Below are 22,056 nucleotides of genomic sequence, written 5' to 3' on the forward strand. Positions count from 1 at the left end.
CGGCCGACACGCCGTGTCCCGATGGAAAAATGATAGGCAGGACCGTGCGAAATGAGCTTGCGAAATAAATAGTGAAGACATACGTTATCGATAATATGAAGCAGATATGGATAATTTTGCTTCGTAAAATCGACAGGAGACGCAATGAAATTAGATCGCACCGGCGCGCCGCCGGCCGATGCCACGCCTGCGCTCGATCGCATCGACCGTGCGATCCTGCGGCAGTTGCAGCAGGACGCGTCGATCTCGAACGTGAGCCTCGCCGCGAAGGTGAAGCTGAGCGCGCCGGCATGTCTGCGGCGCGTCGAGCGGTTGAAGGAGATGGGGTTGATTCGCGGCATCGTCGCGTTGCTCGACCCGAAGCCGCTGGGCGCCGGGATGCTGGTCGTGATCGGCTTCGTGCTCGATCGTTCGACGCCGGAGGCGTTCGCCGAATTCGAGAAGGCCGCGCAGAAAGTGTCAGGGTGCGTCGAGTGTCACGTGGTGACCGGCGAATTCGACTACTTCATGCTGGTCCGCACGCGCGACAACGAGAGCTTCAACCGTTTGCATGCCGAACAGTTGCTGTACCTGCCCGGCGTGCGGCAGGTGCGTTCGTTCATGGTGCTCAAGGAGATTCTGTCGACGCATGCGCTGCCGGTTTAGCGCAGCGGGATGTGGATGGCCGCGCATGCTGCGTTAGCGGCATGCGGGAGAAACGAAGTGAGTACGACCGGGACGCGGAGCTTACCGGTGACGCCGCATAACCAAGGGCCAATTTTCACGTGTTCAAACACGGGGGTACACGCATAGCCTTGCTTGCCGGCGTAACAAATCGACTCGCTATCGCTTGCGCTGTCTCGGGTTGATGCCGTTTTGTTCGAGTAGCTTTCGCAGTCGTGCGTTATCGCCCCACAACGTTGCGAACGCGATCACCATCATCAGGGTGGGAAACCATTCGCCGGTCGCGGCGATGATGGTCCATCCTACGGTGGCGCAAATCAGCGCCGTGACGATGAGGAGCAAGTGATCCACAATCCACTTCATCGTGCACTCCGGATTGCAGTGTTTGCCTTCAACCCGAGATAGCTATGCGGGCCGGGCGCGAGAACTTCGGGATGCCGCAGGATTTGCGCCATGATCAACGGATGAACCGCAAGGCGATGGCGCGCGCCCCATTGCGCAACCGCCAAGGACAGGTTGGTTCCCTGTTTGCCGATGCCGCATGCCGACGTAGCATCTGTCGCGACCATCAGGCTACCAATGACCGCGCCTAGATAGACGCTGCCGAGGATCGCCCCAACGACGGTTGCTATTTCGAGTTTCGTGGTCGCGCCAAACAATTCCGCGACCGTCGCATCCGGACCTAGTGTCTTGAGCGCGCCCATCATCGTGCTGACACTCGCCACCGCCGTTTGCAGGGTCGCAAACAGCGTTGTGGGAGCGGGCATATGCAGCGCGGTCATGTTTGCTTGAAACGCTTCCGAAAAGCTCAAACATCTCGGTGTTGCCACGGGCAATTCTCCTGATGAATGGACTTATTCTACCTATTCGTCTTCGCCCACCATCTCGAAAATGTGCGCTACATGGTGCGCTCAGCGTTGCCACGGCGCCGCGCCCGGCTGCTGCCGCACCGTCTTGCCGAGCCGTTCGCGTGCGGTGTGCAGCACCGCCGCATCGAGTTCCCCGCCGTCGTCATGGTGCTCAAGGAGATTCTGTCGACGCATGCGTTGCCGGTGTAGCGCGGAGCGCCGTCGATTCCCGTTGGTTACGGATATGCCGTTTGGTCGATTGAAAATTCCCGATTGAGTGTATACAATGAGAATTCTAATTGACCCATTTGGGAGTCGCCATGGCAGCAACCACCCCTGCGGCCCGTCAGCCTGCCAAGCGGGCTGCCGCGCCCCGCGGCGCGGCGCAGGCGAGTAGCTCGAACGGTCTGGGTGCCGCCAAGGGCGATTTCGACGCCTTTGACCGGATGGCGCCGATGTCGCAGCGCCGCGCGATTGCGGAGGGTTTCGACGCGGTCATCATCGAGCGCGTCGCGCGCGAGTTGCTCGGCGTGCCGGTTCAGTCCCTCTTGAGCGCGCTGAGCCTGCCCAGCTCGACCATTCTGCGGAAAATCGCCAAACACGACCGGTTGTCGCATGGCGAGTCCGATCGTGTTGCGCGCGTTCTCTATGTACTGGGTCTCGCCACCGATCTGTTTGAGGACGGCGAACGCGCGGCGGCGTGGATGAACCGGGCGAACGCGGAGCTCGACGGCTTGAAGCCGCTCGAAGTGCTCGACGTACAGCCCGGCTACGACCGGGTGCGCGACATTCTGAACCGTGCCCAGTTCGGGGTCGGCGCGTGAGGTTGTATCGTCTCGCGAAAGAACGAAAGGGGCGCTACCTGGCCGACGACCTGAGCGGGAACGGTGCGGCGATCGCAGGCGGCCGCTGGAATCCTCGCGGCATGCGGGTGCTGTACACCTGCTGCCATGCGTCGACGTCGTTGCTCGAGGCGCTCGTCCATATGTCCGGCTTGCTTCCCGCTGGCGGATTTTCTTTAGTGACGCTGGACGTGCCCGATACCGTGCATGACCACGCGTATCAGCCGGACCTGCCGGACGATTGGGCGGTACTGGCGCAGGATCCGGAGTCGACCGCCCGGATCGGGCAGGTCTGGCTTGAAGCGGGCGAGCAGTTGGCGATGCGCGTACCGTCCGTCGTCTGCCCGACCGACTTCAATTTGCTGCTGAACCCGCTGCATGCGGATTTTGCGTCAAGTGTGAAAGTGATCAGCAAGGAAACGTTCGCGCTGGATCCTCGCCTGTTTGGCTAGTCGGCCGTATTGTTTTGGTCGACCAATCATCGTCGGCTGCTGCTCGGTCGCGTCGCCCGATCAGCGCTGCCATGGCGCGACGCCGGGATGCGAGGTCTTGCCGAGACGCTCGCGTGCGTCGCGCACGATAGTCGCATCGAGTTCCCCGTCGTCGGCCAGCGCCTTCAGCGCGGCGAGCACGATGCTTGCGCGATCGACTTCGAAGAACGCGCGCAGTGCGTCGCGCGTGTCGCTGCGGCCGAACCCGTCGGTGCCGAGCGTCACGTAGCGGCGCGGCACGTAGGCGCGGATCAGCTCTGGCACCGCACGCACGTAGTCGGTCGCGGCAATCACCGGGCCGTGTGTTCCTTCAAGCATCCGCGTGACATACGACGATGCCGAACCGTCGCCGAGCCGCGACAGCCGCTCGGCTTCCATCCCGTCGCGCTGCAGTTCGCTGAAGCTCGTGATGCTCCAGACGGCCGCATCGATCCCCCAGTCGTCCTTCAGCATCCGCTGCGCGGCGAGCACTTCGCCGAGAATCGCGCCCGCGCCGAGCAACTGCACGCGCGCGGTCGCGTTCGACGCGGACGGCAGCCGATGCATGCCCTTCAGGATGCCTTCGCGTCGTGCGGCCGGATCGTCGTCGGGCATCGACGGCTGCGCATAGTTCTCGTTCATGACGGTCACGTAATAGAACACGTCGCGCTGCTGCTCGACCATTTCGCGCATGCCGGCGTCGACGATCGTCGCGACTTCGTATGCGAACGCCGGGTCGTACGCGCGGCAGTTCGGAATCGTCGACGCGGCGAGATGGCTGCTGCCGTCCTGATGCTGCAACCCTTCGCCGCCGAGTGTCGTGCGGCCCGACGTCGCGCCGACGAGAAAGCCGCGCGAGCGCTGGTCGGCAGCCGCCCAGATCAGGTCGCCGATGCGCTGGAAACCGAACATCGAGTAGTAGATGTAGAACGGCAGCATCGGCAGGTCGTGCACGCTGTACGACGTCGCGGCGGCGATCCACGACGACACCGCGCCCGCTTCCGAAATCCCTTCCTCGAGGATCTGGCCGCGCGTGTCCTCGCGGTAGTAGAGCATCGAGCCGAGGTCCTCCGGCTCGTAGCGCTGGCCGAGCGGCGAGTAGATGCCGACCTGCCGGAACAGGCTCGCCATGCCGAACGTGCGCGCTTCGTCGGCCACGATCGGCACGACGCGCGGGCCGAGGTCGCGATCCTTGATCAACGCGGCGAGCATGCGCACGAGCGCCATCGTCGTCGACATCTCGCGGCCGGCCGCCTCCAGCGCGAACGCACCCCAGGCCGGCATCGAAGGGACGGTCAGCCCCTTCGATGCCGCCATCCGCCTTCTGGGCAGATAGCCTCCCAGGGCAGCCCGGCGGTCATGCAGGTAACGCATTTCCGGGCTGTCTTCCGCTGGCTTGTAAAACTTCAACTGCTCGACGTCGCCGTCCGACAGCGGCAACCGGAAGCGGTCGCGGAACGCCTTCAGGTCGTCGACGTCGAGCTTCTTCTGCTGGTGGGTCGTCATCCGCCCCTGGCCGGCCGCGCCCATGCCGTAACCCTTCATCGTCTTCGCGAGGATCACGGTCGGCTGGCCGCGATGGGCGAGCGCACGCGCATACGCGGCGTGCAGCTTGCGTGCGTCGTGGCCGCCGCGGCGCAGGCGGTCGATTTCCGCGTCGGTGAGCTGCGCGGCGAGCGCCTCGAGCGCCGGGTCCTGGCTGAAGAAGCGCGCGCGGTTGTACGCGCCGTCGTTCGCGGAGAAGGTCTGGAACTGGCCGTCGACGGTATCGGCGAACGCGCGGGCGAGCGCGCCCGCGTGATCGCGTGCGAACAGCGGATCCCAGTCGGAACCCCACAGCACCTTGATCGTGTTCCAGCCGGCGCCGGCGAACAGCGCCTCCAGCTCGTCGATCACGCGGCCGTTGCCGCGCACCGGGCCGTCGAGCCGCTGCAGGTTGCAATTGATCACGAACACGAGGTTGTCGAGCCCCTCGCGTGCGGCGAGCGACAGCGCGCCGAGCGATTCCGGCTCGTCCATTTCACCGTCGCCGAAGAAGCCCCACACCGTGCGGCCGGCGGTGTTCGCGAGCCCGCGATGCTGCAGGTAGCGCATGAAGCGCGCCTGGTAGATCGCGTTGATCGGGCCGATGCCCATCGAGCCAGTCGGGAACTGCCAGAAGTCCGGCATCAGCCACGGATGCGGATACGAACACAGCCCGGGCCCGGCGATTTCACGGCGATAGTGCGTGAGATGGTCTTCGCCGAGAAAGCCTTCGAGATACGCACGTGCATAGACACCCGGCGACGAATGCGGCTGGAAGTACACGAGATCGCCGCCCGCGCCGCTTTCATTGCCCGCGTCGGCCGGCGCCGCGCGGAAGAAATGGTTGAAGCCGACCTCGAACAGGTCGGACGCCGACGCATAGCTCGCGATGTGGCCGCCGAGCTCGCCGTACGCCCGGTTCGCGCGCACGACCATCGCGAGCGCGTTCCAGCGCAGCGCGGCGGACAGCCGCTCCTCGAGCTCGGCGTCGCCCGGGTAGGGCGGCTGTTCGTGCGCGGCGATCGTGTTCACGTACGGCGTGACGGGGCCGCGCGGCGCCGCGAGCCCGCGGATGTGCGCATGCGCGGCGAGCCGGCCGAGCAGGTACTGCGCGCGCGCCTTGCCGACGTGCGCGACGACGGCGTCGAGCGCCTCCAGCCATTCGGCGGTTTCTTCAGGGTCGGCGTCGGCGTGAGCTGCGCCCGCGCGCCGCGTGGCATCGATACCGTTCGACAGGTCCGTCATCGCAGGTCTCCCGCGCGCCGGTTCGAGGCGGCGCGCAATCAGTGGCAATCGGTCGGATCATGCTACCCGCCGATCCGCAAAATATGCGTCTGATTTCATTGGGATTTCGCGCGCCGATAGTGTAAATATTCCGGTTGTGGCCACTCTTCCGGAATATTTCGACCATGAGTTCAAACCCGCGGCGGCTCGACCGCATCGACATCGGCATCCTGAACCAGCTGCAGCAGAACGCGCGGATCACGAACGCGGAACTCGCGCGCGCGGTGAACCTGTCGGCCACGCCGTGCTTCAACCGCGTGCGCGCGCTGGAGAAGCTCGGGCTATTCCGCCAGCAGGTCACGCTGCTCGACCCCGAGCCGCTCGGGCTGCGGATCAACGTGTTCATCCAGGTCAGCCTCGAGAAGCAGGTCGAGGATGCGCTGCAGCGTTTCGAGGAAGCGATCTCGCAGCGGCCCGAGGTGATGGAGTGCTACCTGATGTCGGGCGACGCCGACTATTTGCTGCGCGTCGTGATGCCCGACATGCGCACGCTCGAGCGCTTCATCATCGAGCGGCTGACGACGATTCCCGGCGTGTCGAACATCCGGTCCAGCTTCGCGCTGAAGCAGGTGCGCTACAAGACGGCGCTGCCGCTGCCGGCGGCGGGGTTGACGCTCGTCGATCCGGACGAGGCGGCATCCGACTGGAGTTGAGCGCGCCGCCCGGCCAGCCTTGTTTGCAGGCCCGTCGTTCAGCCTTGCTTGCGCGCCTGTCGGTTCGATTACGGATGGATGACTGAGCGGTGACAGACGTCTTGCGTCGCCGGAACGGATCGAACGAATCTCACGCGTGAGGTTCATAGGGCAGTCGGCGCGTCTGCATCGTGGCGACGCGGCGCGGGCCACGCGGGTATGCTCGTCGTGTCGGCGGTGTCGGCCTCCGCCAGGCAGGTTCATGCGTGTCTCCATCCATCAACGAACGAGGGCAACATGGCAAGACAGACGATGGCGGAATACCTGGCGAAGACGCTGGCGGCAGCGGGCATCGAGCGCATCTGGGGCGTGACGGGCGACAGCCTGAACGGCTTGTCGTTCAGCCTGAGCCAGATCGGCTCGATCCGCTGGATGCATACGCGGCACGAGGAAAGCGCGGCGTTCGCCGCGGGCGCGGATGCCGCGTCGACCGGACGGCTCGCGGTGTGCGCGGGCAGCTGCGGCCCCGGCAACCTGCACCTGATCAACGGGCTGTACGACTGCCACCGCAATCACCAGCCGGTGCTCGCGATCGCCGCGCACATTCCGTCGACCGAGATCGGCCTCGGCTATTTCCAGGAAACCCATCCGCAGGAACTCTTCCGCGAGTGCAGCCACTTCGCCGAACTCGTGACGAACGCGTCGCAGTTCCCGCGCGTGCTCGCGCGCGCGATGCGCACCGCGATCGACCAGCGCGGCGTCGCGGTGATCGTGCTGCCCGGCGACATCGCGCTCGGCGACGGTCCGGAAGAAGCGCCGGCATGGAGCGATTCGGCGCCGCCGTCGATCCTGCCGGCGGACGCCGATCTCGACCGGCTCGCGGCGCTGCTCAACGGATCGGACGCGGTCACGCTGCTGTGCGGCAGCGGCACGCAGGGCGCGCACGACGAAGTGGTCGCGCTGGCCGACACGCTCGGGGCGCCGGTCGTGCATGCGCTGCGCGGCAAGCAGTTCGTCGAATGGGACAATCCGTTCGACGTCGGGATGACGGGGCTGATCGGCTTCAGCTCGGGCTATCACGCGATGGAATCGTGCGACACGCTGCTGATGCTCGGCACGGATTTCCCGTACCGGCCGTTCTATCCGTCGAACGCGAAGGTCGCGCAGATCGACTGGAAAGGCTCGCAGCTCGGCCATCGCGCACCGCTCGCGCTCGGGCTCGTCGGCACCGTGAAGGAAACGATCGCGGCGCTGCTGCCTCGCCTGACGCGCAAGACGCAGCGGCGCTTCCTCGAGAACGCGCTGAAGCACTACGCGGCCGCGCGCAAAGGGCTCGACGATCTCGCGGTGGCCGAGCCGCCGGGGCGCGCGATCCATCCGCAATACCTGACGAAGATCGTCGACGAAGTTGCGGCCGACGACGCGATCTTCACGGCCGATGTCGGCACGCCGACGCTGTGGGCCGCACGCTACCTGACGATGAACGGCAAGCGCCAGCTGCACGGTTCGTTCAATCACGGCTCGATGGCGAACGCGATGCCGCAGGCGCTCGGCGCGCAGGGCGCGCATCCGGGGCGGCAGGTCGTGTCGCTGTCCGGCGACGGCGGGCTGTCGATGCTGCTCGGCGATCTGTTGACCGCACGCCAGCTCAACCTGCCGATCAAGATCGTCGTGTACAACAACAGCCTGCTCGGCTTCGTGTCGATGGAGCTGAAGGCGGCCGGCTATCTCGACACGAACGTCGACCTGAGCCCGACCGACTTCGCGGCGATCGCGAAGGGCGCGGGCATCTTCAGCCTGCGCGTCGAACATTCGGAGAACGTCGAGCACGCGCTGCGCACCGCGTTCGCGCACGACGGACCGGCGGTCGTCGACGTCGTCACGTCGAAATACGAACTGGCGATGCCGCCGAAGATCGAGATCGCGCATGCGAAGGGCTTCAGCCTGTTCATGCTGCGCGCGATCCTGAGCGGGCGGGGCGACGAGATCGTCGAGCTGGCACGGACCAACCTGCGGTGAGGCGGCCGGGCGGCGCGGGTGAGGGGCCCGCGACCGCTCGCTATCAACCTCCGGCCACGGTTCGTCGGGCCTGGCTGGATTCCGATGATATCGACGCGAGACTCACTGCCTGATGGGTCACGGAATTCCGCCGCAGGTCATCATCAGGTATCAGTCGTCGCAAAAAGCAGAGGTGGGTTATGCACTTCTCCCGGATGCAGGCGCACGCTGCATGGCGCAGGTCAGGGTTGCGGTTTTGCATGGCGAATTCACGCCTTGTCGCATCTCGACGTTCAAGACGATCGGCACCGGTTACGGCAAATGCATCGGGCTAGCGTCGGGCGGCATCTTTCGATGGACAGAACTGAGCGGGAAATCATGTCGTAAGATATGGATACCTGACGAAAACATTCTTCCCGATTGTGGCACGCTCTCGCCAACGTCATTCGCCAGCCATGCCGATACCGTTCCATACGGCCTTGACGGCTTTGCGGAATGCATGCAAATGCGCGGCATCGCCTTCGTTCCAGCGGAGGAAAATAACGAGGCCTTGGCAACTGGACACGATCAAGGCGCCACGCAATTCCCGTTCCTCCATTGACAGTTCCGGATTGATTTCGCCGACAAGCAGTGCAAAGAGCCTCGTGAACTGCTTCTGTACGTCCACGATGGCATCGCGCGCGAATGGCTCATGTTGCGCCAATCCCCAACTTTCGATGACGCCTGCCGACAATCCCGGTTTGACAAAGTCGGCGAAAGCGTCGTCGATGATCGATTCGAGCCGCGCCTGCGGGGAGCGGTTCCTGTTTTCGGCAAACCCTCGAAAGCGTTCGAAGTACCGTCTTGCAATCTCCTCGATCGTGGCGCGTAACAGCGCTTCCCGGGTTGAAAAATAGTGCTGCAGCGTGCTCAGACGAATGCCCGCATCGTTGGCCACGCGGTTGATCGTGTACCCTGCGTACCCCGCGGCAATCAGCACGCCAATCGATACATCGATGATCTCGGGCACCCGGCTCTCCCGATTGCCACGCCGCCGCACCGGTGCAGTGGTTTGCGGATCAAATATCGCTGCGGAAGTGAGGGTCAGTTTTTTCACGTGCACTCCGTTCTGAGGCGCTGACTGCATCGCTGTTCAGCGCAAAGTCGAGCGGACCGTGGGGGCGCGCTTGCCCGGCGGCCCAACAATCAGCATTGCACTGCTGCATCTCCTGGACAGCGCGCTTTGCCGCTGCGCGGGTGCGCCGGCTGCTTCCGGAATCGCATGGCGTAATAGGTTATCCAACCGTACTTGAGTATAGGTTGAGCAACCGGTTTTTCCCAGCCGCTCACACGCCAAACATCCTATGGATAAAGGCTGTCGCGGTCGACATCGTTTACCCGGGCATCGGGATTTTCAGGTTTACATATAGGTTATCTAACCTATATTTGACGGTAGGGTAACCGATGAATTGTTCGGGCCACGACGTGGCGAGGCATGATGGTTGCGCGGCAGTCAGGGGAGAGCGAGATGGGTTCCGGCGAGAAGTGCTTGCGAACGCTGGTTGGCAAGTGGTTTGGCCTGTCTGCGGTGGCGACGGTACGCGTGATGGAATTCAGTCGTACACGAACGGATCGAAGGCGCTACGTACGCATCGGCGCGGTGCAGGCGGACGGAGGGTTGACCATCGTCTTTTTCCGGCACGAAGACGGCACGTGGAACGTGTTCCCGGCAAAGGCGAGCACGCCGGCGATGCGTGCTTACCTGCTTGCGGCGTGAGTGATGGGTCGATAGTCAGGCAACCTGCGGAGGGCGCAATGAACATCCTGAAATTGGCGGCGGATGCCGGCATGCTGGTTGTTCTTGATGGCAAAATCGGTCGCACCGAGTACCGAAGTGTCCATGGAACCCTGGATGCATTTCAGCGTTTCGTGCAGGCAATGGAATCGGCATTGGCGAATGCCGACGGGGCCGATGAGCCTCGAGTCAGGAACGAATTATGCGCGGAGTCTTCGCCATCCTGAATGGTTGGCCAGCGTGCCAAGGAAGTCCTCGTTCGGACCCGGAATACTCATCTTGCGCTTGCCATGCAACTGGAACGGGGACATGGCATGCTGGTGCCGGATGGTGTTCATCCACACTGGGGAACACGCTTGATATAGCGGAGAGGCTGATGAAGGTTTCTGCAATCCATGCCTGGGCAGCGATGCTTGCCGCGCTCGCCTCCGCCTTGCTGCCGATCTCGTCCTACGCGTACGAACTCGATCCGCAACTCGACTGTCGCTCGAACGCACATGCGTTCATCGCCCCGCTGCTAAAGGATCGGTATATCGATCCGAAACCGATGCGCGTCGAAGCGAACTCAGTCAACGCATTTCGACCGGTGCACGGTAGCAACTTGACGGCATTTGGATTTCGCGTCTATGCCGTCCTCGGGTATGAGCGCGGTGATGCACTGTTCAAACGCGGAGAGGGCCAGCCCATTACGGACTCGGCGTATGGCGCGGTCGTAATCGGCGCCGCCGATTCAGTCGAAGCACAAGCGCGCCAGGCAGGCAGCAGCGCGGTCATTCACCAGGTCGTCCCCCTCTTGCTGACGGCCATTTTCTGCGGCGGATCGTGACGCGCAAGCGTCGCCGACTTTCGGTACGTCATTTCGAAGGTCGGTCTCGCTTGAACGCCTTTTGGCGGAAGGCGGCAGGAGTCGAACCTGCCCGGGCGTGTCCGTTATCCCCAACCGGATTTGAAGGCCAGGCTGGACAGGCAACTAACGGCGCTTGCGCAGGGCGCGGCCGTCCGTCGCCGTTCCTGGCCGCGCTCGCGATCGGTCAGCCGGGCAACGCGTCGCCTCCGGCTGCCGTCCACTCGCGTACGGCTTCCACGAACAGCCGCAGCGCGGCCGGCGGATGCCGGTTCGCCGGGTAGTAGAGGCACAGGGCGCCGAAGTCCTGGCCCCACGCCGGCAGCACGCGCACGAGTCGTCCGGCGGCCACGTGCCCGGCGACGCGCGATTCGGTGATCCAGGCGATCCCGATGCCGGCGAGCGCGGCGTCGACCATCAGGTTCTGGTTGCCGAGCGTCAGCGGCCCGTCGACGTCGACGGTCACGCGCTTGCCGTCGCGCATCAGGTCCCAGCGATACAGCGTGCCGCTTTCGAAGCGGTAGCGGATGCACGCGTGCCGCGTGAGGTCCTGCGGGCTCTCGGGCGTCGCGTGCCGCGACAGGTAGCCGGGCGACGCCACCGCGATGAAGCGCACCGGCGCACCGAAGCGCACGGCGATCATGTCGCGCGGGACGTCTTCGTGTACGCGGATGCCGGCGTCGAAACCGTGCTCGACGATGTCGATCAGCCGTGAATCGACGACGAATTCGACGTGAATGTCCGGATAGCGTGCGGCGAAGGCCGGAAGCACCTGCAGGATCAGCGGGCGCGACGCCGCTTCCGACGCGCTGATCCGGATCTGGCCCGACGGCCGGTTGCGGGCCGTCGCGGCGTCGTTCATCGCATCCTCGAGATCGGCCACCGCGGGCCGCACGCGCAGCAGCAACTGTTCGCCGGCCTCCGTCAGCGCGACGGAACGCGTCGTCCGGTTGAACAGCCGCACGCCGAGCCGCGCCTCGAGATGACGGATCGCATGGCTCAGCGCCGACGGCGACACGCCGAGGAGGCGGGCCGCGCCGCTGAAGCTGCGCTGCTCCGCGATCGTGATGAAGGTCGTCAGTTCGCCGAGGCCGGTGCGTAGCATTGATGAAATTTCCTCAATAACGCATGAAATGGTACGCGGATTGTTGAGGGGAATCCATCAACCTACACTGGCTTCCACGGCATCCGTCGATCGTCATCCATCTTCAGCAGGAGAGCTTCATGCAAACACGCAAACTCGGAATGAGCGGCCTCGAAGTCTCGGCAATCGGGCTCGGCTGCATGGGTTTGAGCTACGGCTACGGCCCGGCCACCGACAAGGCGAGCGGCATCGCGCTGATTCGCGCCGCATTCGAGCGCGGCGTCACCTTCTTCGATACGGCCGAAGCGTACGGCCCGTTCGTCAACGAGGAACTGGTCGGCGAGGCGGTCGCACCGTTTCGCGATCAGGTGGTGATCGCCACCAAGTTCGGTTTCGAAAACGGCGAGGCGATGAAGGGCGTCGACAGCCGGCCGTCGCATATCCGCGAAGTGGCCGACGCGGCGCTCAAGCGGCTGAAGGTCGATCGCATCGATTTGTTCTACCAGCATCGCGTCGATCCGAACGTGCCGATCGAGGACGTGGCCGGCACCGTCAAGGATCTGATTGGCGCAGGCAAGGTCGCGCACTTCGGCCTGTCGGAAGCCGGTGAGCAGACGATTCGCCGCGCGCACGCCGTGCAGCCGGTCGCCGCGCTGCAGAGCGAGTACTCGCTGTGGTGGCGCGAGCCGGAGGCGCGGATCCTGCCGACGCTCGAGGAACTCGGCATCGGCTTCGTGCCGTTCAGCCCGCTCGGGAAAGGCTTCCTGACCGGCGCGATCGACGCGAACACGACATTCGCCGAGAACGATTTCCGCAATGTCGTGCCGCGTTTCTCAGAGGAAAACCGCGCGGCCAACGCGGGCCTCGTCGATCTGCTCGGCCGGATCGCGACCGACAAGGGCGCGACGCGCGCACAGATCGCGCTGGCGTGGCTGCTGGCCCGCAAGCCGTGGATCGTGCCGATTCCGGGCACGACCAAGCTGCATCGGCTCGACGAGAACGTGGGGGCGGCCGCCGTCGTGCTGACGGCCGACGATCTCGCCGCGATCGAGACGGCGCTGCAGCAGATCCGGATCGTCGGCGAGCGTTATCCGGCGCACTTCCAGCAGCGCATCGATCGCTGATCGGGGTCCGGCGGCGGCCTGGACGCACAGCGGCGCGACGCGGGGTACTAGGGACAATCTTCACGTCGCCTTAAGTTTGCGTTTCCTAGAATCGATTTGATCGTCGCTCTTCCTGCGGCGGACCGATTCGTCCAGGAGGATACGCATGCAAAAGCCCCGTGTCGCCGTAGTCCTGTTCAACGCAATCATCGGCAGGTCGCAGCCGACGGCGCAACCGCGTAAGGCCGGCGAATGATCTGGCCTAACGCGTGGCGTGTCTCGGCACTGTTCGTGCGCGAGTGGGTCGGCCGTCCGGCCGCGGTGGGTGCGTTGTGCCCGAGTTCGCGGCATCTGGCGCGCGAAATGGCCGACGCGGTGCCGGACGGCGACGGATTGGTCGTCGAGCTCGGCGGCGGAACCGGCGCGATCACCGCGGCGTTGCTCGAGCGCGGTGTCGCGCCACGGCGCCTCGTCGTGGTCGAACGCTCGCCGGCGTTCGTGCAGCACCTGCGACGACGCTTTCCGGGCATCTCGATCGTGTCGGGCGACGCGCGGCAGCTCGAGCGGCTGCTGCCGCCCGACGCGCACGTCGACGCGATCGTGTCGTGCCTGCCGCTGCGCACGCTGCCGCGCCAGGACGTGGCGGCGATCGTCGATCAATGTCATCGCGTGCTGTCGGCCGACGGCGTGATGATCCAGTTCACCTACGACTTGCGCCCGCCCGGCCGCCATCCGCTCGGCGATTCGGCATTTGTTGCCTGCGGCAGCCGGATCGTCTGGGCAAATATTCCGCCTGCGCGCATCGTGACCGTGCGCAACGCCACCGCCGAACACGCGGATTGACGCCGTCGCGCGCAGGGCACCCGGGCACGATGCCGCGCCACATCCTTTCATAAGTCATACCGATCCTTCCATTTTCCATTCATATTGTCGTCACATCGGATTTCTACCATCGCCTTTCATTTCGAAAGCATCAATGGCGGGGGGAATCGGCAACATGAATCGAATCAAAATGGTGGCGCTGCTGTGTGCCGGCGCCTTTGCGCTGGCCGGATGCGGCAGCGACGACGGCCCGACTGGCTCGACGCCCGCGCCCGTGAAGGCGGCGGCGCGCAACGTGATCTTTTTCCTCGGCGACGGGATGGGGATGACGACGATGACGGCCGCGCGCATCTATGCAGTCGGTGAAGACGGCGCGCTCACGATCGATACGCTGCCCGAATCCGCGTTCGTGAAGACCTATTCGAACGACGCGCAGGTGACGGACAGCGCGCCGTCGATGTCGGCGTACATGACCGGCGTCAAGACCAACAACGAAGTGATTTCGATGTCGCCCGACACGAAGGCGATCGAGCCGAGCGCTGGTCTCACCGGCAACTGCGGCGCGAACAACGGCAAGTCGGTGTCGACGCTGCTCGAGATCGCGAAGGCGAAGGGGATGGCCACCGGTGTCGTGACGACCACGCGCGTCACGCACGCGACGCCCGCCGCCACCTATGCGCACGTGTGCCATCGCGACGCGGAGAACGACATCGCCGCGCAGCTCGTGCCGGGCGGCGCGGGCTACAACGGCGCGCTGGGCGACGGCGTCGACGTCGTGCTCGGCGGCGGTACGCAATTCTTCGTGCCGAAGGACGGCGGCGGCAAGCGCACCGACGGGCGCAACCTCGTCAACGAGCTGAAGGCGAAGGGTTACGCGTTCGCTCGGAACCGCGACGACCTGCTGGCCGCGGATGCGACGAAGAGCGGCAAGCTGGTCGGCCTGTTCGCGTCGAGCCACATGAGCTACGACCTCGATCGCGGCGCGACCAGGGAGCCGAGCCTGTCCGACATGGCGACCCGCGCGCTCGACGTGCTGCAGAACAATCCGAACGGCTATTTCCTGATGGTCGAGGGCGGCCGGATCGATCACGCGCTGCACGACACCAATGCGAAGCGCGCGCTGCAGGACACGGTCGCGTTCGACAACGCGATCAAGGCGACGCTCGACAAGGTGCGCAAGACCGATCCCGACCTGAAGAACACACTGATCGTCGTCACGGCCGATCACGACCACACGCTGGTGCTGAACGGCTATGCGGCGCGCACCGGCAAGACCGAAGCGGGCAAGCCCGGCGTGCTGGGCGTGCTGCGCAGCTACCAGACGGGCGCGATCGCGAAGGACGCGGACGGCGCGCCGTACACGATCATCGGCTTCGGCAACGGCGAGAACCGCGTGCAGGGCAGCCGTGCGGGCACCGCGCTGAACGACGCGGTGACGGGCGCCGACGACTATCGCCAGGAAGCGGTCGTGCGGATGGACAAGGGCAGCGAGACGCACGGCGGTACCGATGTGTTCCTCGGGGCGATCGGTCGCGGCGCCGATGCATTCCACGGCGTGATCGAGAATAACAAGGTCTTCGAGCTGGTGCGCAACGCGGTGCAGCTTTGAGCGCCGACAACACGGGTACAGGGGAATACAGGATGTCGACCATCAAGTGCATCGCGGCGGCGCTGGCCGCCGTGGGTTTCGCATGCAGCCCGGCGCAGGCCGCCGGCCAGGCGAAGAACGTGATTTTCTTTCTCGGCGACGGCATGGGGCCGACGACCGTGACGGCGAGCCGGATCTACAAGGTCGGTGAGTCGGGACAACTGACGATGGAGAAGCTGGCCCGCACCGCGCGCGTCAAGACCTTCTCGAACGACGCGCAGACGACCGACAGCGCGCCGTCGATGGCCGCGTACATGACCGGTGTGAAGATGAACAACGAAGTGCTGTCGATGTCGTCCGACACGCGCGCGGTCGCGCCGGGCAGCGACGTCAACGGCAACAAGACCGTCAACCACTGCGCGCCGGGCAACGGCCAGCCGGTCGCGACGCTGCTGGAGCTGGCGAAGTCGCGCGGCAAGGCGGTCGGCGCGATCACGACGACCGAACTCACGCACGCGACGCCGGCCGCGACCTATTCGCACATCTGCCATCGCGATGCGCAGTACGACATCGCCGCGCAGGCTGCGCCGGGCGGCGCCGGCTACAACACGGCACTCGGCGACGGCGTCGACGTGCTGATGGGCGGCGGCCGCAATCACTGGACGCCGTTCGATCCGGTGACCAACAAGCGCGGTCGCGCGGACGGGCGCAACCTGCTCGTCGAGATGAAGACGAAGGGCTACACGGTGGTGGCGAACAAGGACCAGCTCGCGCAGGCCGGCAACGGCAAGCTGGTCGGCCTGTTCAGTTCGACGAGCCATCTCGAGTACGAACTCGACCGCGTGGCGGGCAAGGGTGAAGGGCCGTCGCAGCCGAGCCTCGCCGACATGACGTCGAAGGCGATCGACGTGCTGTCGAAGAATTCGAACGGCTATTTCCTGATGGTCGAAGGCGGCCGGATCGATCACGCGCTGCACGGCACCAACGCGAAGCGCGCGCTCGAGGACACGGCGGCATTCGACGAAGCGATCCGCGTCGCGCTGTCGAAGGTCGACCTGTCGAATACGCTGATCGTCGTGACGGCCGACCACGACCACACGATGACGATCAACGGCTATTCGAAGCGCGGCAATCCGATTCTCGACATCAGCCGCAACTATCGCGACGGCCAGCCGAGCAAGGATGCCGACGGCAATACCTACACGACGCTGGTGTTCGGCAACGGCGCGAACCGGCCGAACGTGCGCGCGTCGGTCGATTCGGCCACCGCGATGAACGAAGCGTATCTGCAGGAAGTCGGCGTGCGGATGGGCAGCGCGGGTTCGGAGACGCACGGCGGCGGCGACGTGATGCTGTTTGCCGACGGCGCGGACGCGAAGGCGTTCAAGGGCACGATCGACAACACGAAGGTGTTCGGTCTCGTGCGCTCGGCGTTCGGTTTCTGAGCCCGGCGACTTGACGATGAACGGGAACCTTCGATGAAACGCCAGTTTCTCTGTGCGCTCGCCTGCGGATTGGCCGCACTGCCCGCCTTCGCGGCGGCGGATCTCGACGCCGTACTGGTGCACGAAAGCCGTACGGTGACGGCCGACGGCGTGACGCGTACCACGCTGTATCGCGAACGGATGGTACGGCGCGACGGGCATGTGTGGGTCGAGCGCGTGCGGCCCGCCGCGGCGGCGGGCGGCGCGCATGACGACGATCACGACCACGATCATGACCACGACGCGGGCCGGCGCGCCGGCGTGCAGCCGGCTGCCGCGCACGCGGGCCACAAGCACTTCAACTTTCAGGCGGCTGCGCGGCACGTCACCTGGGACGGCAAGACGGCGCGCATCGAGTTCGTGGATGCGGCGAACCGGACGGTCGTCAGCGTGCCGCCGGCCGAGTACGAAACCACGGGCTTCGACGGGTCGTGGGACAACGCGTACTACGTGACGCCGCCGTCGCAGCTGAAGCGGCTCGCGGTCGCGAAGCGCGGCGACGCGCCCGGCACTGTCTGGTACGAGCAGGCCGTGGATACGCCCGGCGCGCGCGGCGTGAACCGGATCCTGTGGAGCGACCGGCTGCAGGCACCGCTGTCGGTCGAATACCGCAGTGCCGACGGCCGCATCGTGCGCAAGCTGACGTTGACGCCGGCACCGGCCGCGCGGCGGGACGCGTTGCCGTGGCAGACGCTCGCCAGCTATTCGCGCAAGGAATACGCGGACTATCTGGACTGATCGACATTCGTAAGCGGGCCTTGCGGTCAGGCCGGCCGGATCGTGCGAAGCGTCGTGCGATACGGCCGGGCCGTGGCCGGTTTTTCTGTTCCGCCGCCACGCGGCATGGATGGCCGATGACGCGCTAGACGCGCGCGCCGTCCGTCTCACGCGCCGCAGGTCGCGACGCAACCCGCTTGACGAGGCGGTCGAGCGGCGTCGCGTAGCCGCGCGCGATGATCGCGCTCAATCCGGCGGACAGCATCAGGTACGCGACCAGCAGCGCGAGCTTGCCGTCGCCGTGCGTGGTGGACGGCGGCCACAGCGTGCGCAGCGCGCCGAGCGCGATCAGGTGGAACAGGTACAGCTCGTAGCTGAACCGGCCGCTCCAGCGCAGCGGCGCGAGCACGCGGCCCGCTGCGCGCTCGCCGTTGGCATGCGCACCGATCAGCAGCACGGCGGTGCCGAGCGCCATCGCGGATACGCCGACGACGTGGCTTTGCGCGATCGGCCATGCGAGATAGAACGCGGCCATCGCGATCGCCGTCAGCCATTGCACGGGCGCTGCCGCGAGCACCTGCCAGCGTGCGCGCCCGGCCAGCAACGCGGTGCAGCAGCCGATCGCGATCCCGTCGAAGCACGCGAAATACGCGTACAGGAATCCGCCTTCGTCGCCCGCATGGGTGAAGCGGTACACGGGGCCGATCGCGACCATCACCAGCCAGAATGCGAACAGCCGCGTGTCGCGGCGCAGTGCGATGCACAGCAACGGAAACGACAGGTAGAACACCTCCTCGACCGACAGCGACCACAGCACGCCGAGCGCGTAGTTGACCCATCCGTACGCGCCGATCAGCACGTTCATCCAGAACGTCAGCGACGCGAGGTTGACGAGCCAGAACGACACGGCGATGCCTTGCGGCGCGTGGTTCGCGAAGATCGGCACGCCGGCCGCGGCCAGTCCGTTGACGAGCGCGAGCAGCAGGAGCAGGCACGGGACGATGCGCGCGATGCGCGACACGTAGAACGCGCGCACGTCGAGCGCGCCGAGGCTGCCCCGGCGGCGCCGCGCATTCGACGTGATCAGGTAGCCCGAGATCACGAAGAACATCGTCACGCCGTAGTTGCCGTTGCGGACGACCGCATGCACCGCATCCCAGCCGAACATGCGCGCGACGGACGTGTCGCGCAGCGAATACGGGATGTTGAAGTGATGCAGCAGCACGAGCAGGATCGACACGCCGCGCAGCACGTCGATCCGCGCATTGCGCGGCCCGGCGGTCATTGCGGCCGGCCCGGTTCCGCGAGCGCCGGCAGCGCTGCGAGGAATGCGTCGCGCGAACGCATGCCCGCGCCCGGCTGTTGCTGGTGGTCGTCCTGGATCAGGTTGGCGAACACGAGCGTGCGCGGTCCCTTGGTCGCCCAGCCGACGAACCAGCCGTATGCGTGCGCGCCGTCGTACTTGAAGCCCGGCGAGCCGGTGCCCGTCTTGCCGTGCACGGTCCAGCCGCCCGGTTGTGCGTCGAGCCGCGTGATGCGCGCGGTCATGTCGTACGCGTGCGTGCTGGCGGGCAGCGTCCGCTGCACGATCTTGCGCATGAACGCGACCTGCTCGAGCGGCGAGATCTGCAGCGACGAGTTGGCCCACGCGCCCATCACGCCGCTCAGCTCGCCCTGCTTGCTGGTGACGTCGGCGTTGCCGTAGCCGAACGCGCTCGTGTATTGCTGGAAGCGTGCCGGCCCGAGCGCCTGCGCGACCTGTTCCGAATACCAGAAGATCGACAGCTTCATCCAGCGCGCCGGGTCGGTCGGCTCGCGCCACGGCGCGCCGCCCCAATCGGGGTAGCCGGCGTGGAAGTCGAGCGTCGGCGTGTGCTCGTCCTTCAGCACGCCGGCGTCGAAGCCCATCAGGCTGATCGCGACCTTGAACGTCGATGCCGACGTCACGCGCGTTGCGCAGTCGCCTTGCTGTACGAGCATCTGGCCGGTCGCGGCATCGGCGACGACGGTGCAGACGGGGTGGGCATGCGCGGATGCGGCGGCCAGCAGGCCGGCGGCGAAGGCGAACAGCGTGCGGCGCCAGTTGTTCAAGCGAGACTCCATCGGATCGGGGCGGAATGCGCGCATGGCAGGCGGGCCGCCGCAGACGTGGCGGATCGTGCGCGCAATGAAAGCGACGTCCCGCATCGCGGATGCCGGACGTCGAGGTGGCACATAGTGTATCGGCGGATCGCCGGCGGTTGACCTGTCATCGTTGACGGGGGGACCGCAGCGCAACCCGGCGAGGACGTGCCGGCCGCCCGGCCTGCCGTTTTTTGCACCGCCATGCCGTTTTTTTGCACGGCATTTATGCCGGGGCTTCTAAGCTGCGGATGTGTCCAACAGCCGGGACGGCTCCCGTCCGCGCCATGACCTTCATCCATCCCGTACCCGGGTTCGACGTCGCCGGTCGTCAACGCCGTGACGGCGCATGCCGCAACGTCACACCCTTGTCGCCGCCGCGCCCGCGCCTGCAGCTGCCCGTCACGCTGACGGCCGACTCCCTCGCGCTCGCGCATGCCCGGCTCGCGGCGCTGCTGCATTCTCCGCTCGGCGTCTATGTGGTCAGCGCGCGCACCGTGCGCGACGTGATCCACGTGCAATTCGACATCGCGGCGGCGGATCTCGACTTCACGCTGCACATGCTGATCGCGCAGCAGGCCGACGCGGTGATCGGCCCGGTCGCCCGCCGGCTGCGCGTCGGCCCGCAGGCCCGTTCGGCCGCGGCACGCTGATTGCTCTTGAGTTCCCGCGGCAGCCGTTTCACCGGTCGCCGTGCTGTCCGCCGGCCGGCTGCGGCGGACGTTCGTGCGTCGCGTCGTACGCGGCGCCGACCCTCGACAGGGAGGATCGATGTATCGCACGGAAGAAGTGCGCACCGCGCGTCCGGCAAGCGGCCGCGCGCGCGGGGTGACGCTGCCGTCGGGCCCACAGCTTGCCCGGCAGTTGTTGATGACGGTTCGCGCGGCAGATGTGCTGCTGCGCCAGGCGATCCGGTTGCCGGATCGCCATCAGTGGTCGGTCGACATCGAGCGCGTCGACGCGGCCGGCGGCCCGCTGGCCGCATGGGATTCGCACGTGACGCTGCGCATCGCGAAGGCGTTCGCGCCGTCGGTCGATGCGAACACGCGTGCCGGCGACCCCGACCAGGTCGCGGTCGAGATCCGGCTGTTCCTTCCCGAGCAGGCTTATATGGGCGAACAGCGCGTCGGCATCTTCGGCCGGCGGCATGGCAACCGGTTCGGCGCGACGCTGTCGGCGACGGCCGGGTCGCAGTGGGGCGGCAGGCGCCACGAATGCATCCCGCCGGCCGGGCGGCACTTGCACGGCGACACGCTGGAAGCGCTCGTCGACACGGTGGCGGCCATCGTCAACGCGGCCTTGCTCGTGGCCGGCCAGCCGCGGCCCGGCGGTTCGTGACGGTGCCGGCGGCGCACGCCTGGCCGCCGCTCAGGCGTCGCTGGTCTGGCCGGTTTGCCGCTGCAGGTCTTCCATCAGTTGTTCCGCGAGAAAGTCGCACGGCGGGCGCTTCGATTTCGTGCTGCGCGCGAGGATCAGCTCGAGCGGCGGCAAATCGGGCAGCCCGTGCGAGCGGCCGAGCATCGACAGCTGCGCGGGAATCGCGCAGCGCGCGAGCGGCGCGACCGCGAGCCCGGCCTCGACCATGCTGAGCAGGCCGAGCAGGCTCGGGCTTTCATAGGACGTGCGGAACGGCAGCTTCGCGCGTTCGAGGCTGCGGATTGCGTTTTCGCGCGCAACGCTGCCCGGCATGAACACCGCGATCGGCAGCGGCCGTTCCTCCCACACGCGCGGCCCGTTCGTCATTGCGGCCCAAGCCATCGGCTCGTGGCGGATGAAGTCGCCGGACAACCCCTTGATGCGCGTGCCGCACACGAGATCGACGGTGCCGTCCTTCAGCAGCGGCGCGAGCGCACTGCTCGGCAGCCCGATCACCTGGATCTCGACCTTCGGATAGGTGGCCGAGAACTTCTTCAGCACCGACGGCAGCAGCGACGACGCATAGTCGTCCGGCACGCCGATCACGACCTTGCCGGTCACTTCCGGCCGCACCACGGCCGCCCACGCCTCGTCGCGCAGCGCCAGCATTCGTCTGGCGAATCCCAGCAAGACCTCGCCTTCGCGGGTCAGCACGATGCTGCGCGGCTTGCGCACGAACAGCGGCCGGCCGATCGCGTCCTCGAGGCTCTTGATCTGCATGCTCACGGCCGACTGCGAGCGGTTCACGGCCTCGGCGGCGCGGGTCATGTTGCCGGTTTCCGCGACGGCGACGACGGTGGCCAGCACGTCGTGATCGAGCATCTTCATCGGTATCAGGAAAA

Annotated in this window: 24 protein-coding genes and 1 tRNA gene; 16 read left to right on the forward strand and 9 right to left on the reverse strand. The window is 66.1% G+C overall.

Features of this window, described 5'->3' with window-relative positions:
* Nucleotides 1-144: 144 nt before the first annotated feature.
* Complete coding sequence (locus PI86_RS12640; RefSeq protein ID WP_014900484.1) at nucleotides 145-645, forward strand: Lrp/AsnC family transcriptional regulator; 501 nt, start codon at nucleotides 145-147, stop codon at nucleotides 643-645.
* A 177-nt stretch (nucleotides 646-822) separates the two neighbouring features.
* Here PI86_RS12640 and PI86_RS12645 read toward each other — a convergent pair whose 3' ends face one another.
* Both PI86_RS12645 and PI86_RS12650 read right to left on the reverse strand, forming a co-directional pair.
* Entirely contained in the window at nucleotides 823-1,026 is a 204-nt protein-coding gene (locus PI86_RS12645) for a hypothetical protein (RefSeq protein ID WP_039322763.1), read from the reverse strand.
* Complete coding sequence (locus PI86_RS12650) at nucleotides 1,023-1,493, reverse strand: hypothetical protein (RefSeq protein WP_039322767.1); 471 nt, start codon at nucleotides 1,491-1,493, stop codon at nucleotides 1,023-1,025. The genes PI86_RS12645 and PI86_RS12650 overlap by 4 nt, the downstream gene beginning before the upstream one ends.
* An 18-nt stretch (nucleotides 1,494-1,511) precedes the next feature.
* Between PI86_RS12650 and PI86_RS12655 the strand changes: the two genes are divergently transcribed.
* From PI86_RS12655 to PI86_RS12665, 3 genes are all read left to right on the forward strand, one after another.
* Nucleotides 1,512-1,721 carry a hypothetical protein gene (locus PI86_RS12655; protein ID WP_039322771.1) on the forward strand — a complete coding sequence of 70 codons (210 nt, stop codon included), beginning with the start codon at nucleotides 1,512-1,514 and terminating at the stop codon, nucleotides 1,719-1,721.
* 110 nt (nucleotides 1,722-1,831) lie between these two features.
* Nucleotides 1,832-2,335: an antitoxin Xre/MbcA/ParS toxin-binding domain-containing protein gene (locus tag PI86_RS12660; protein WP_200885198.1), complete on the forward strand. Its 504-nt coding sequence runs from the start codon at nucleotides 1,832-1,834 to the stop codon at nucleotides 2,333-2,335.
* Nucleotides 2,332-2,805: an RES family NAD+ phosphorylase gene (locus PI86_RS12665; protein WP_039322776.1), complete on the forward strand. Its 474-nt coding sequence runs from the start codon at nucleotides 2,332-2,334 to the stop codon at nucleotides 2,803-2,805. The genes PI86_RS12660 and PI86_RS12665 overlap by 4 nt, the downstream gene beginning before the upstream one ends.
* Before the next feature lie 60 nt (nucleotides 2,806-2,865).
* On the opposite strand, the gene mdeB is transcribed toward PI86_RS12665, so the two are convergent.
* Nucleotides 2,866-5,592 (reverse strand): alpha-ketoglutarate dehydrogenase, encoded by a 2,727-nt coding sequence (gene mdeB / locus PI86_RS12670; RefSeq protein ID WP_039322780.1) that lies wholly within the window; start codon nucleotides 5,590-5,592, stop codon nucleotides 2,866-2,868.
* Nucleotides 5,593-5,756: 164 nt separating this feature from the next.
* Here mdeB and PI86_RS12675 point away from each other — a divergent pair, with 164 nt between their 5' ends.
* Together PI86_RS12675 and poxB are read left to right on the forward strand one after the other, a co-directional pair.
* Entirely contained in the window at nucleotides 5,757-6,284 is a 528-nt protein-coding gene (locus PI86_RS12675; protein ID WP_039322783.1) for an Lrp/AsnC family transcriptional regulator, read from the forward strand.
* Nucleotides 6,285-6,560: 276 nt separating this feature from the next.
* Complete coding sequence (poxB, locus tag PI86_RS12680; protein WP_039322787.1) at nucleotides 6,561-8,282, forward strand: ubiquinone-dependent pyruvate dehydrogenase; 1,722 nt, start codon at nucleotides 6,561-6,563, stop codon at nucleotides 8,280-8,282.
* A gap of 421 nt (nucleotides 8,283-8,703) precedes the next feature.
* On the opposite strand, the gene PI86_RS12685 is transcribed toward poxB, so the two are convergent.
* Nucleotides 8,704-9,357: a TetR/AcrR family transcriptional regulator gene (locus PI86_RS12685; RefSeq protein WP_039322841.1), complete on the reverse strand. Its 654-nt coding sequence runs from the start codon at nucleotides 9,355-9,357 to the stop codon at nucleotides 8,704-8,706.
* 411 nt (nucleotides 9,358-9,768) lie between these two features.
* Here PI86_RS12685 and PI86_RS12690 point away from each other — a divergent pair, with 411 nt between their 5' ends.
* The 3 genes from PI86_RS12690 (at nucleotide 9,769) to PI86_RS12700 (ending at nucleotide 10,861) form a co-directional block, all read left to right on the forward strand.
* Nucleotides 9,769-10,017: a hypothetical protein gene (locus tag PI86_RS12690; protein ID WP_014900477.1), complete on the forward strand. Its 249-nt coding sequence runs from the start codon at nucleotides 9,769-9,771 to the stop codon at nucleotides 10,015-10,017.
* Between the two features lie 38 nt (nucleotides 10,018-10,055).
* A complete protein-coding gene (locus PI86_RS12695) occupies nucleotides 10,056-10,262 on the forward strand; it encodes a hypothetical protein (protein ID WP_014900476.1) in 207 nt (68 codons plus the stop codon).
* A 149-nt stretch (nucleotides 10,263-10,411) separates the two neighbouring features.
* Nucleotides 10,412-10,861, forward strand: coding sequence for a hypothetical protein (locus PI86_RS12700; protein ID WP_014900475.1), 450 nt, complete (start codon nucleotides 10,412-10,414; stop codon nucleotides 10,859-10,861).
* 62 nt (nucleotides 10,862-10,923) lie between these two features.
* Here PI86_RS12700 and PI86_RS17155 read toward each other — a convergent pair.
* Together PI86_RS17155 and PI86_RS12705 are read right to left on the reverse strand one after the other, a co-directional pair.
* Nucleotides 10,924-11,019: transfer RNA gene (locus PI86_RS17155), tRNA-Sec, on the reverse strand.
* 47 nt (nucleotides 11,020-11,066) lie between these two features.
* Entirely contained in the window at nucleotides 11,067-11,984 is a 918-nt protein-coding gene (locus PI86_RS12705) for a LysR family transcriptional regulator (protein WP_039322792.1), read from the reverse strand.
* A gap of 119 nt (nucleotides 11,985-12,103) precedes the next feature.
* Between PI86_RS12705 and PI86_RS12710 the strand changes: the two genes are divergently transcribed.
* The 5 genes from PI86_RS12710 (at nucleotide 12,104) to PI86_RS12730 (ending at nucleotide 17,698) form a co-directional block, all read left to right on the forward strand.
* A complete protein-coding gene (locus PI86_RS12710) occupies nucleotides 12,104-13,087 on the forward strand; it encodes an aldo/keto reductase (RefSeq protein WP_039322795.1) in 984 nt (327 codons plus the stop codon).
* Nucleotides 13,088-13,318: 231 nt separating this feature from the next.
* A complete protein-coding gene (locus PI86_RS12715) occupies nucleotides 13,319-13,909 on the forward strand; it encodes a class I SAM-dependent methyltransferase (RefSeq protein WP_014900471.1) in 591 nt (196 codons plus the stop codon).
* 154 nt (nucleotides 13,910-14,063) lie between these two features.
* Nucleotides 14,064-15,497: an alkaline phosphatase gene (locus PI86_RS12720; protein WP_039322842.1), complete on the forward strand. Its 1,434-nt coding sequence runs from the start codon at nucleotides 14,064-14,066 to the stop codon at nucleotides 15,495-15,497.
* A 32-nt stretch (nucleotides 15,498-15,529) separates the two neighbouring features.
* A complete protein-coding gene (locus PI86_RS12725; RefSeq protein WP_039322798.1) occupies nucleotides 15,530-16,921 on the forward strand; it encodes an alkaline phosphatase in 1,392 nt (463 codons plus the stop codon).
* Between the two features lie 33 nt (nucleotides 16,922-16,954).
* Nucleotides 16,955-17,698: a hypothetical protein gene (locus PI86_RS12730; protein ID WP_039322800.1), complete on the forward strand. Its 744-nt coding sequence runs from the start codon at nucleotides 16,955-16,957 to the stop codon at nucleotides 17,696-17,698.
* Nucleotides 17,699-17,822: 124 nt separating this feature from the next.
* Here PI86_RS12730 and PI86_RS12735 read toward each other — a convergent pair whose 3' ends face one another.
* Nucleotides 17,823-18,962 carry an acyltransferase family protein gene (locus tag PI86_RS12735; protein ID WP_039322803.1) on the reverse strand — a complete coding sequence of 380 codons (1,140 nt, stop codon included), beginning with the start codon at nucleotides 18,960-18,962 and terminating at the stop codon, nucleotides 17,823-17,825.
* A complete protein-coding gene (blaOXA, locus tag PI86_RS12740; RefSeq protein ID WP_235362752.1) occupies nucleotides 18,959-19,768 on the reverse strand; it encodes an OXA-1043 family class D beta-lactamase in 810 nt (269 codons plus the stop codon). Before blaOXA ends, PI86_RS12735 begins: the two co-directional genes overlap by 4 nt.
* A 317-nt stretch (nucleotides 19,769-20,085) precedes the next feature.
* Here blaOXA and PI86_RS12745 point away from each other — a divergent pair, with 317 nt between their 5' ends.
* Complete coding sequence (locus tag PI86_RS12745; protein WP_039322806.1) at nucleotides 20,086-20,451, forward strand: hypothetical protein; 366 nt, start codon at nucleotides 20,086-20,088, stop codon at nucleotides 20,449-20,451.
* 118 nt (nucleotides 20,452-20,569) lie between these two features.
* On the forward strand, nucleotides 20,570-21,136 hold the full coding sequence (locus tag PI86_RS12750) for a hypothetical protein (protein ID WP_039322809.1): 567 nt from the start codon (nucleotides 20,570-20,572) through the stop codon (nucleotides 21,134-21,136).
* A 30-nt stretch (nucleotides 21,137-21,166) separates the two neighbouring features.
* On the opposite strand, the gene PI86_RS12755 is transcribed toward PI86_RS12750, so the two are convergent.
* On the reverse strand, nucleotides 21,167-22,042 hold the full coding sequence (locus PI86_RS12755) for a LysR family transcriptional regulator (protein ID WP_014900463.1): 876 nt from the start codon (nucleotides 22,040-22,042) through the stop codon (nucleotides 21,167-21,169).
* Nucleotides 22,043-22,056 lie beyond the last annotated feature (14 nt).

Source organism: Burkholderia sp. A9 (assembly GCF_000801975.1).

What these genes read in the sequence shown, in the direction of transcription:
- PI86_RS12690 (WP_014900477.1), top strand. Translation starts at nt 9,769, where the DNA reads ATGGGTTCCGGCGAGAAGTGCTTGCGAACGCTGGTTGGCAAGTGGTTT.
- PI86_RS12645 (WP_039322763.1), bottom strand. Translation starts at nt 1,026, where the DNA reads ATGAAGTGGATTGTGGATCACTTGCTCCTCATCGTCACGGCGCTGATT.
- PI86_RS12725 (WP_039322798.1), top strand. Translation starts at nt 15,530, where the DNA reads ATGTCGACCATCAAGTGCATCGCGGCGGCGCTGGCCGCCGTGGGTTTC.
- PI86_RS12640 (WP_014900484.1), top strand. Translation starts at nt 145, where the DNA reads ATGAAATTAGATCGCACCGGCGCGCCGCCGGCCGATGCCACGCCTGCG.
- mdeB (WP_039322780.1), bottom strand. Translation starts at nt 5,592, where the DNA reads ATGACGGACCTGTCGAACGGTATCGATGCCACGCGGCGCGCGGGCGCA.
- poxB (WP_039322787.1), top strand. Translation starts at nt 6,561, where the DNA reads ATGGCAAGACAGACGATGGCGGAATACCTGGCGAAGACGCTGGCGGCA.
- PI86_RS12700 (WP_014900475.1), top strand. Translation starts at nt 10,412, where the DNA reads ATGAAGGTTTCTGCAATCCATGCCTGGGCAGCGATGCTTGCCGCGCTC.
- PI86_RS12675 (WP_039322783.1), top strand. Translation starts at nt 5,757, where the DNA reads ATGAGTTCAAACCCGCGGCGGCTCGACCGCATCGACATCGGCATCCTG.
- PI86_RS12715 (WP_014900471.1), top strand. Translation starts at nt 13,319, where the DNA reads ATGATCTGGCCTAACGCGTGGCGTGTCTCGGCACTGTTCGTGCGCGAG.
- PI86_RS12745 (WP_039322806.1), top strand. Translation starts at nt 20,086, where the DNA reads ATGACCTTCATCCATCCCGTACCCGGGTTCGACGTCGCCGGTCGTCAA.
- PI86_RS12655 (WP_039322771.1), top strand. Translation starts at nt 1,512, where the DNA reads ATGGACTTATTCTACCTATTCGTCTTCGCCCACCATCTCGAAAATGTG.
- PI86_RS12710 (WP_039322795.1), top strand. Translation starts at nt 12,104, where the DNA reads ATGCAAACACGCAAACTCGGAATGAGCGGCCTCGAAGTCTCGGCAATC.
- PI86_RS12720 (WP_039322842.1), top strand. Translation starts at nt 14,064, where the DNA reads ATGAATCGAATCAAAATGGTGGCGCTGCTGTGTGCCGGCGCCTTTGCG.
- PI86_RS12695 (WP_014900476.1), top strand. Translation starts at nt 10,056, where the DNA reads ATGAACATCCTGAAATTGGCGGCGGATGCCGGCATGCTGGTTGTTCTT.
- PI86_RS12730 (WP_039322800.1), top strand. Translation starts at nt 16,955, where the DNA reads ATGAAACGCCAGTTTCTCTGTGCGCTCGCCTGCGGATTGGCCGCACTG.
- PI86_RS12750 (WP_039322809.1), top strand. Translation starts at nt 20,570, where the DNA reads ATGTATCGCACGGAAGAAGTGCGCACCGCGCGTCCGGCAAGCGGCCGC.
- PI86_RS12705 (WP_039322792.1), bottom strand. Translation starts at nt 11,984, where the DNA reads ATGCTACGCACCGGCCTCGGCGAACTGACGACCTTCATCACGATCGCG.
- PI86_RS12735 (WP_039322803.1), bottom strand. Translation starts at nt 18,962, where the DNA reads ATGACCGCCGGGCCGCGCAATGCGCGGATCGACGTGCTGCGCGGCGTG.
- PI86_RS12660 (WP_200885198.1), top strand. Translation starts at nt 1,832, where the DNA reads ATGGCAGCAACCACCCCTGCGGCCCGTCAGCCTGCCAAGCGGGCTGCC.
- PI86_RS12755 (WP_014900463.1), bottom strand. Translation starts at nt 22,042, where the DNA reads ATGAAGATGCTCGATCACGACGTGCTGGCCACCGTCGTCGCCGTCGCG.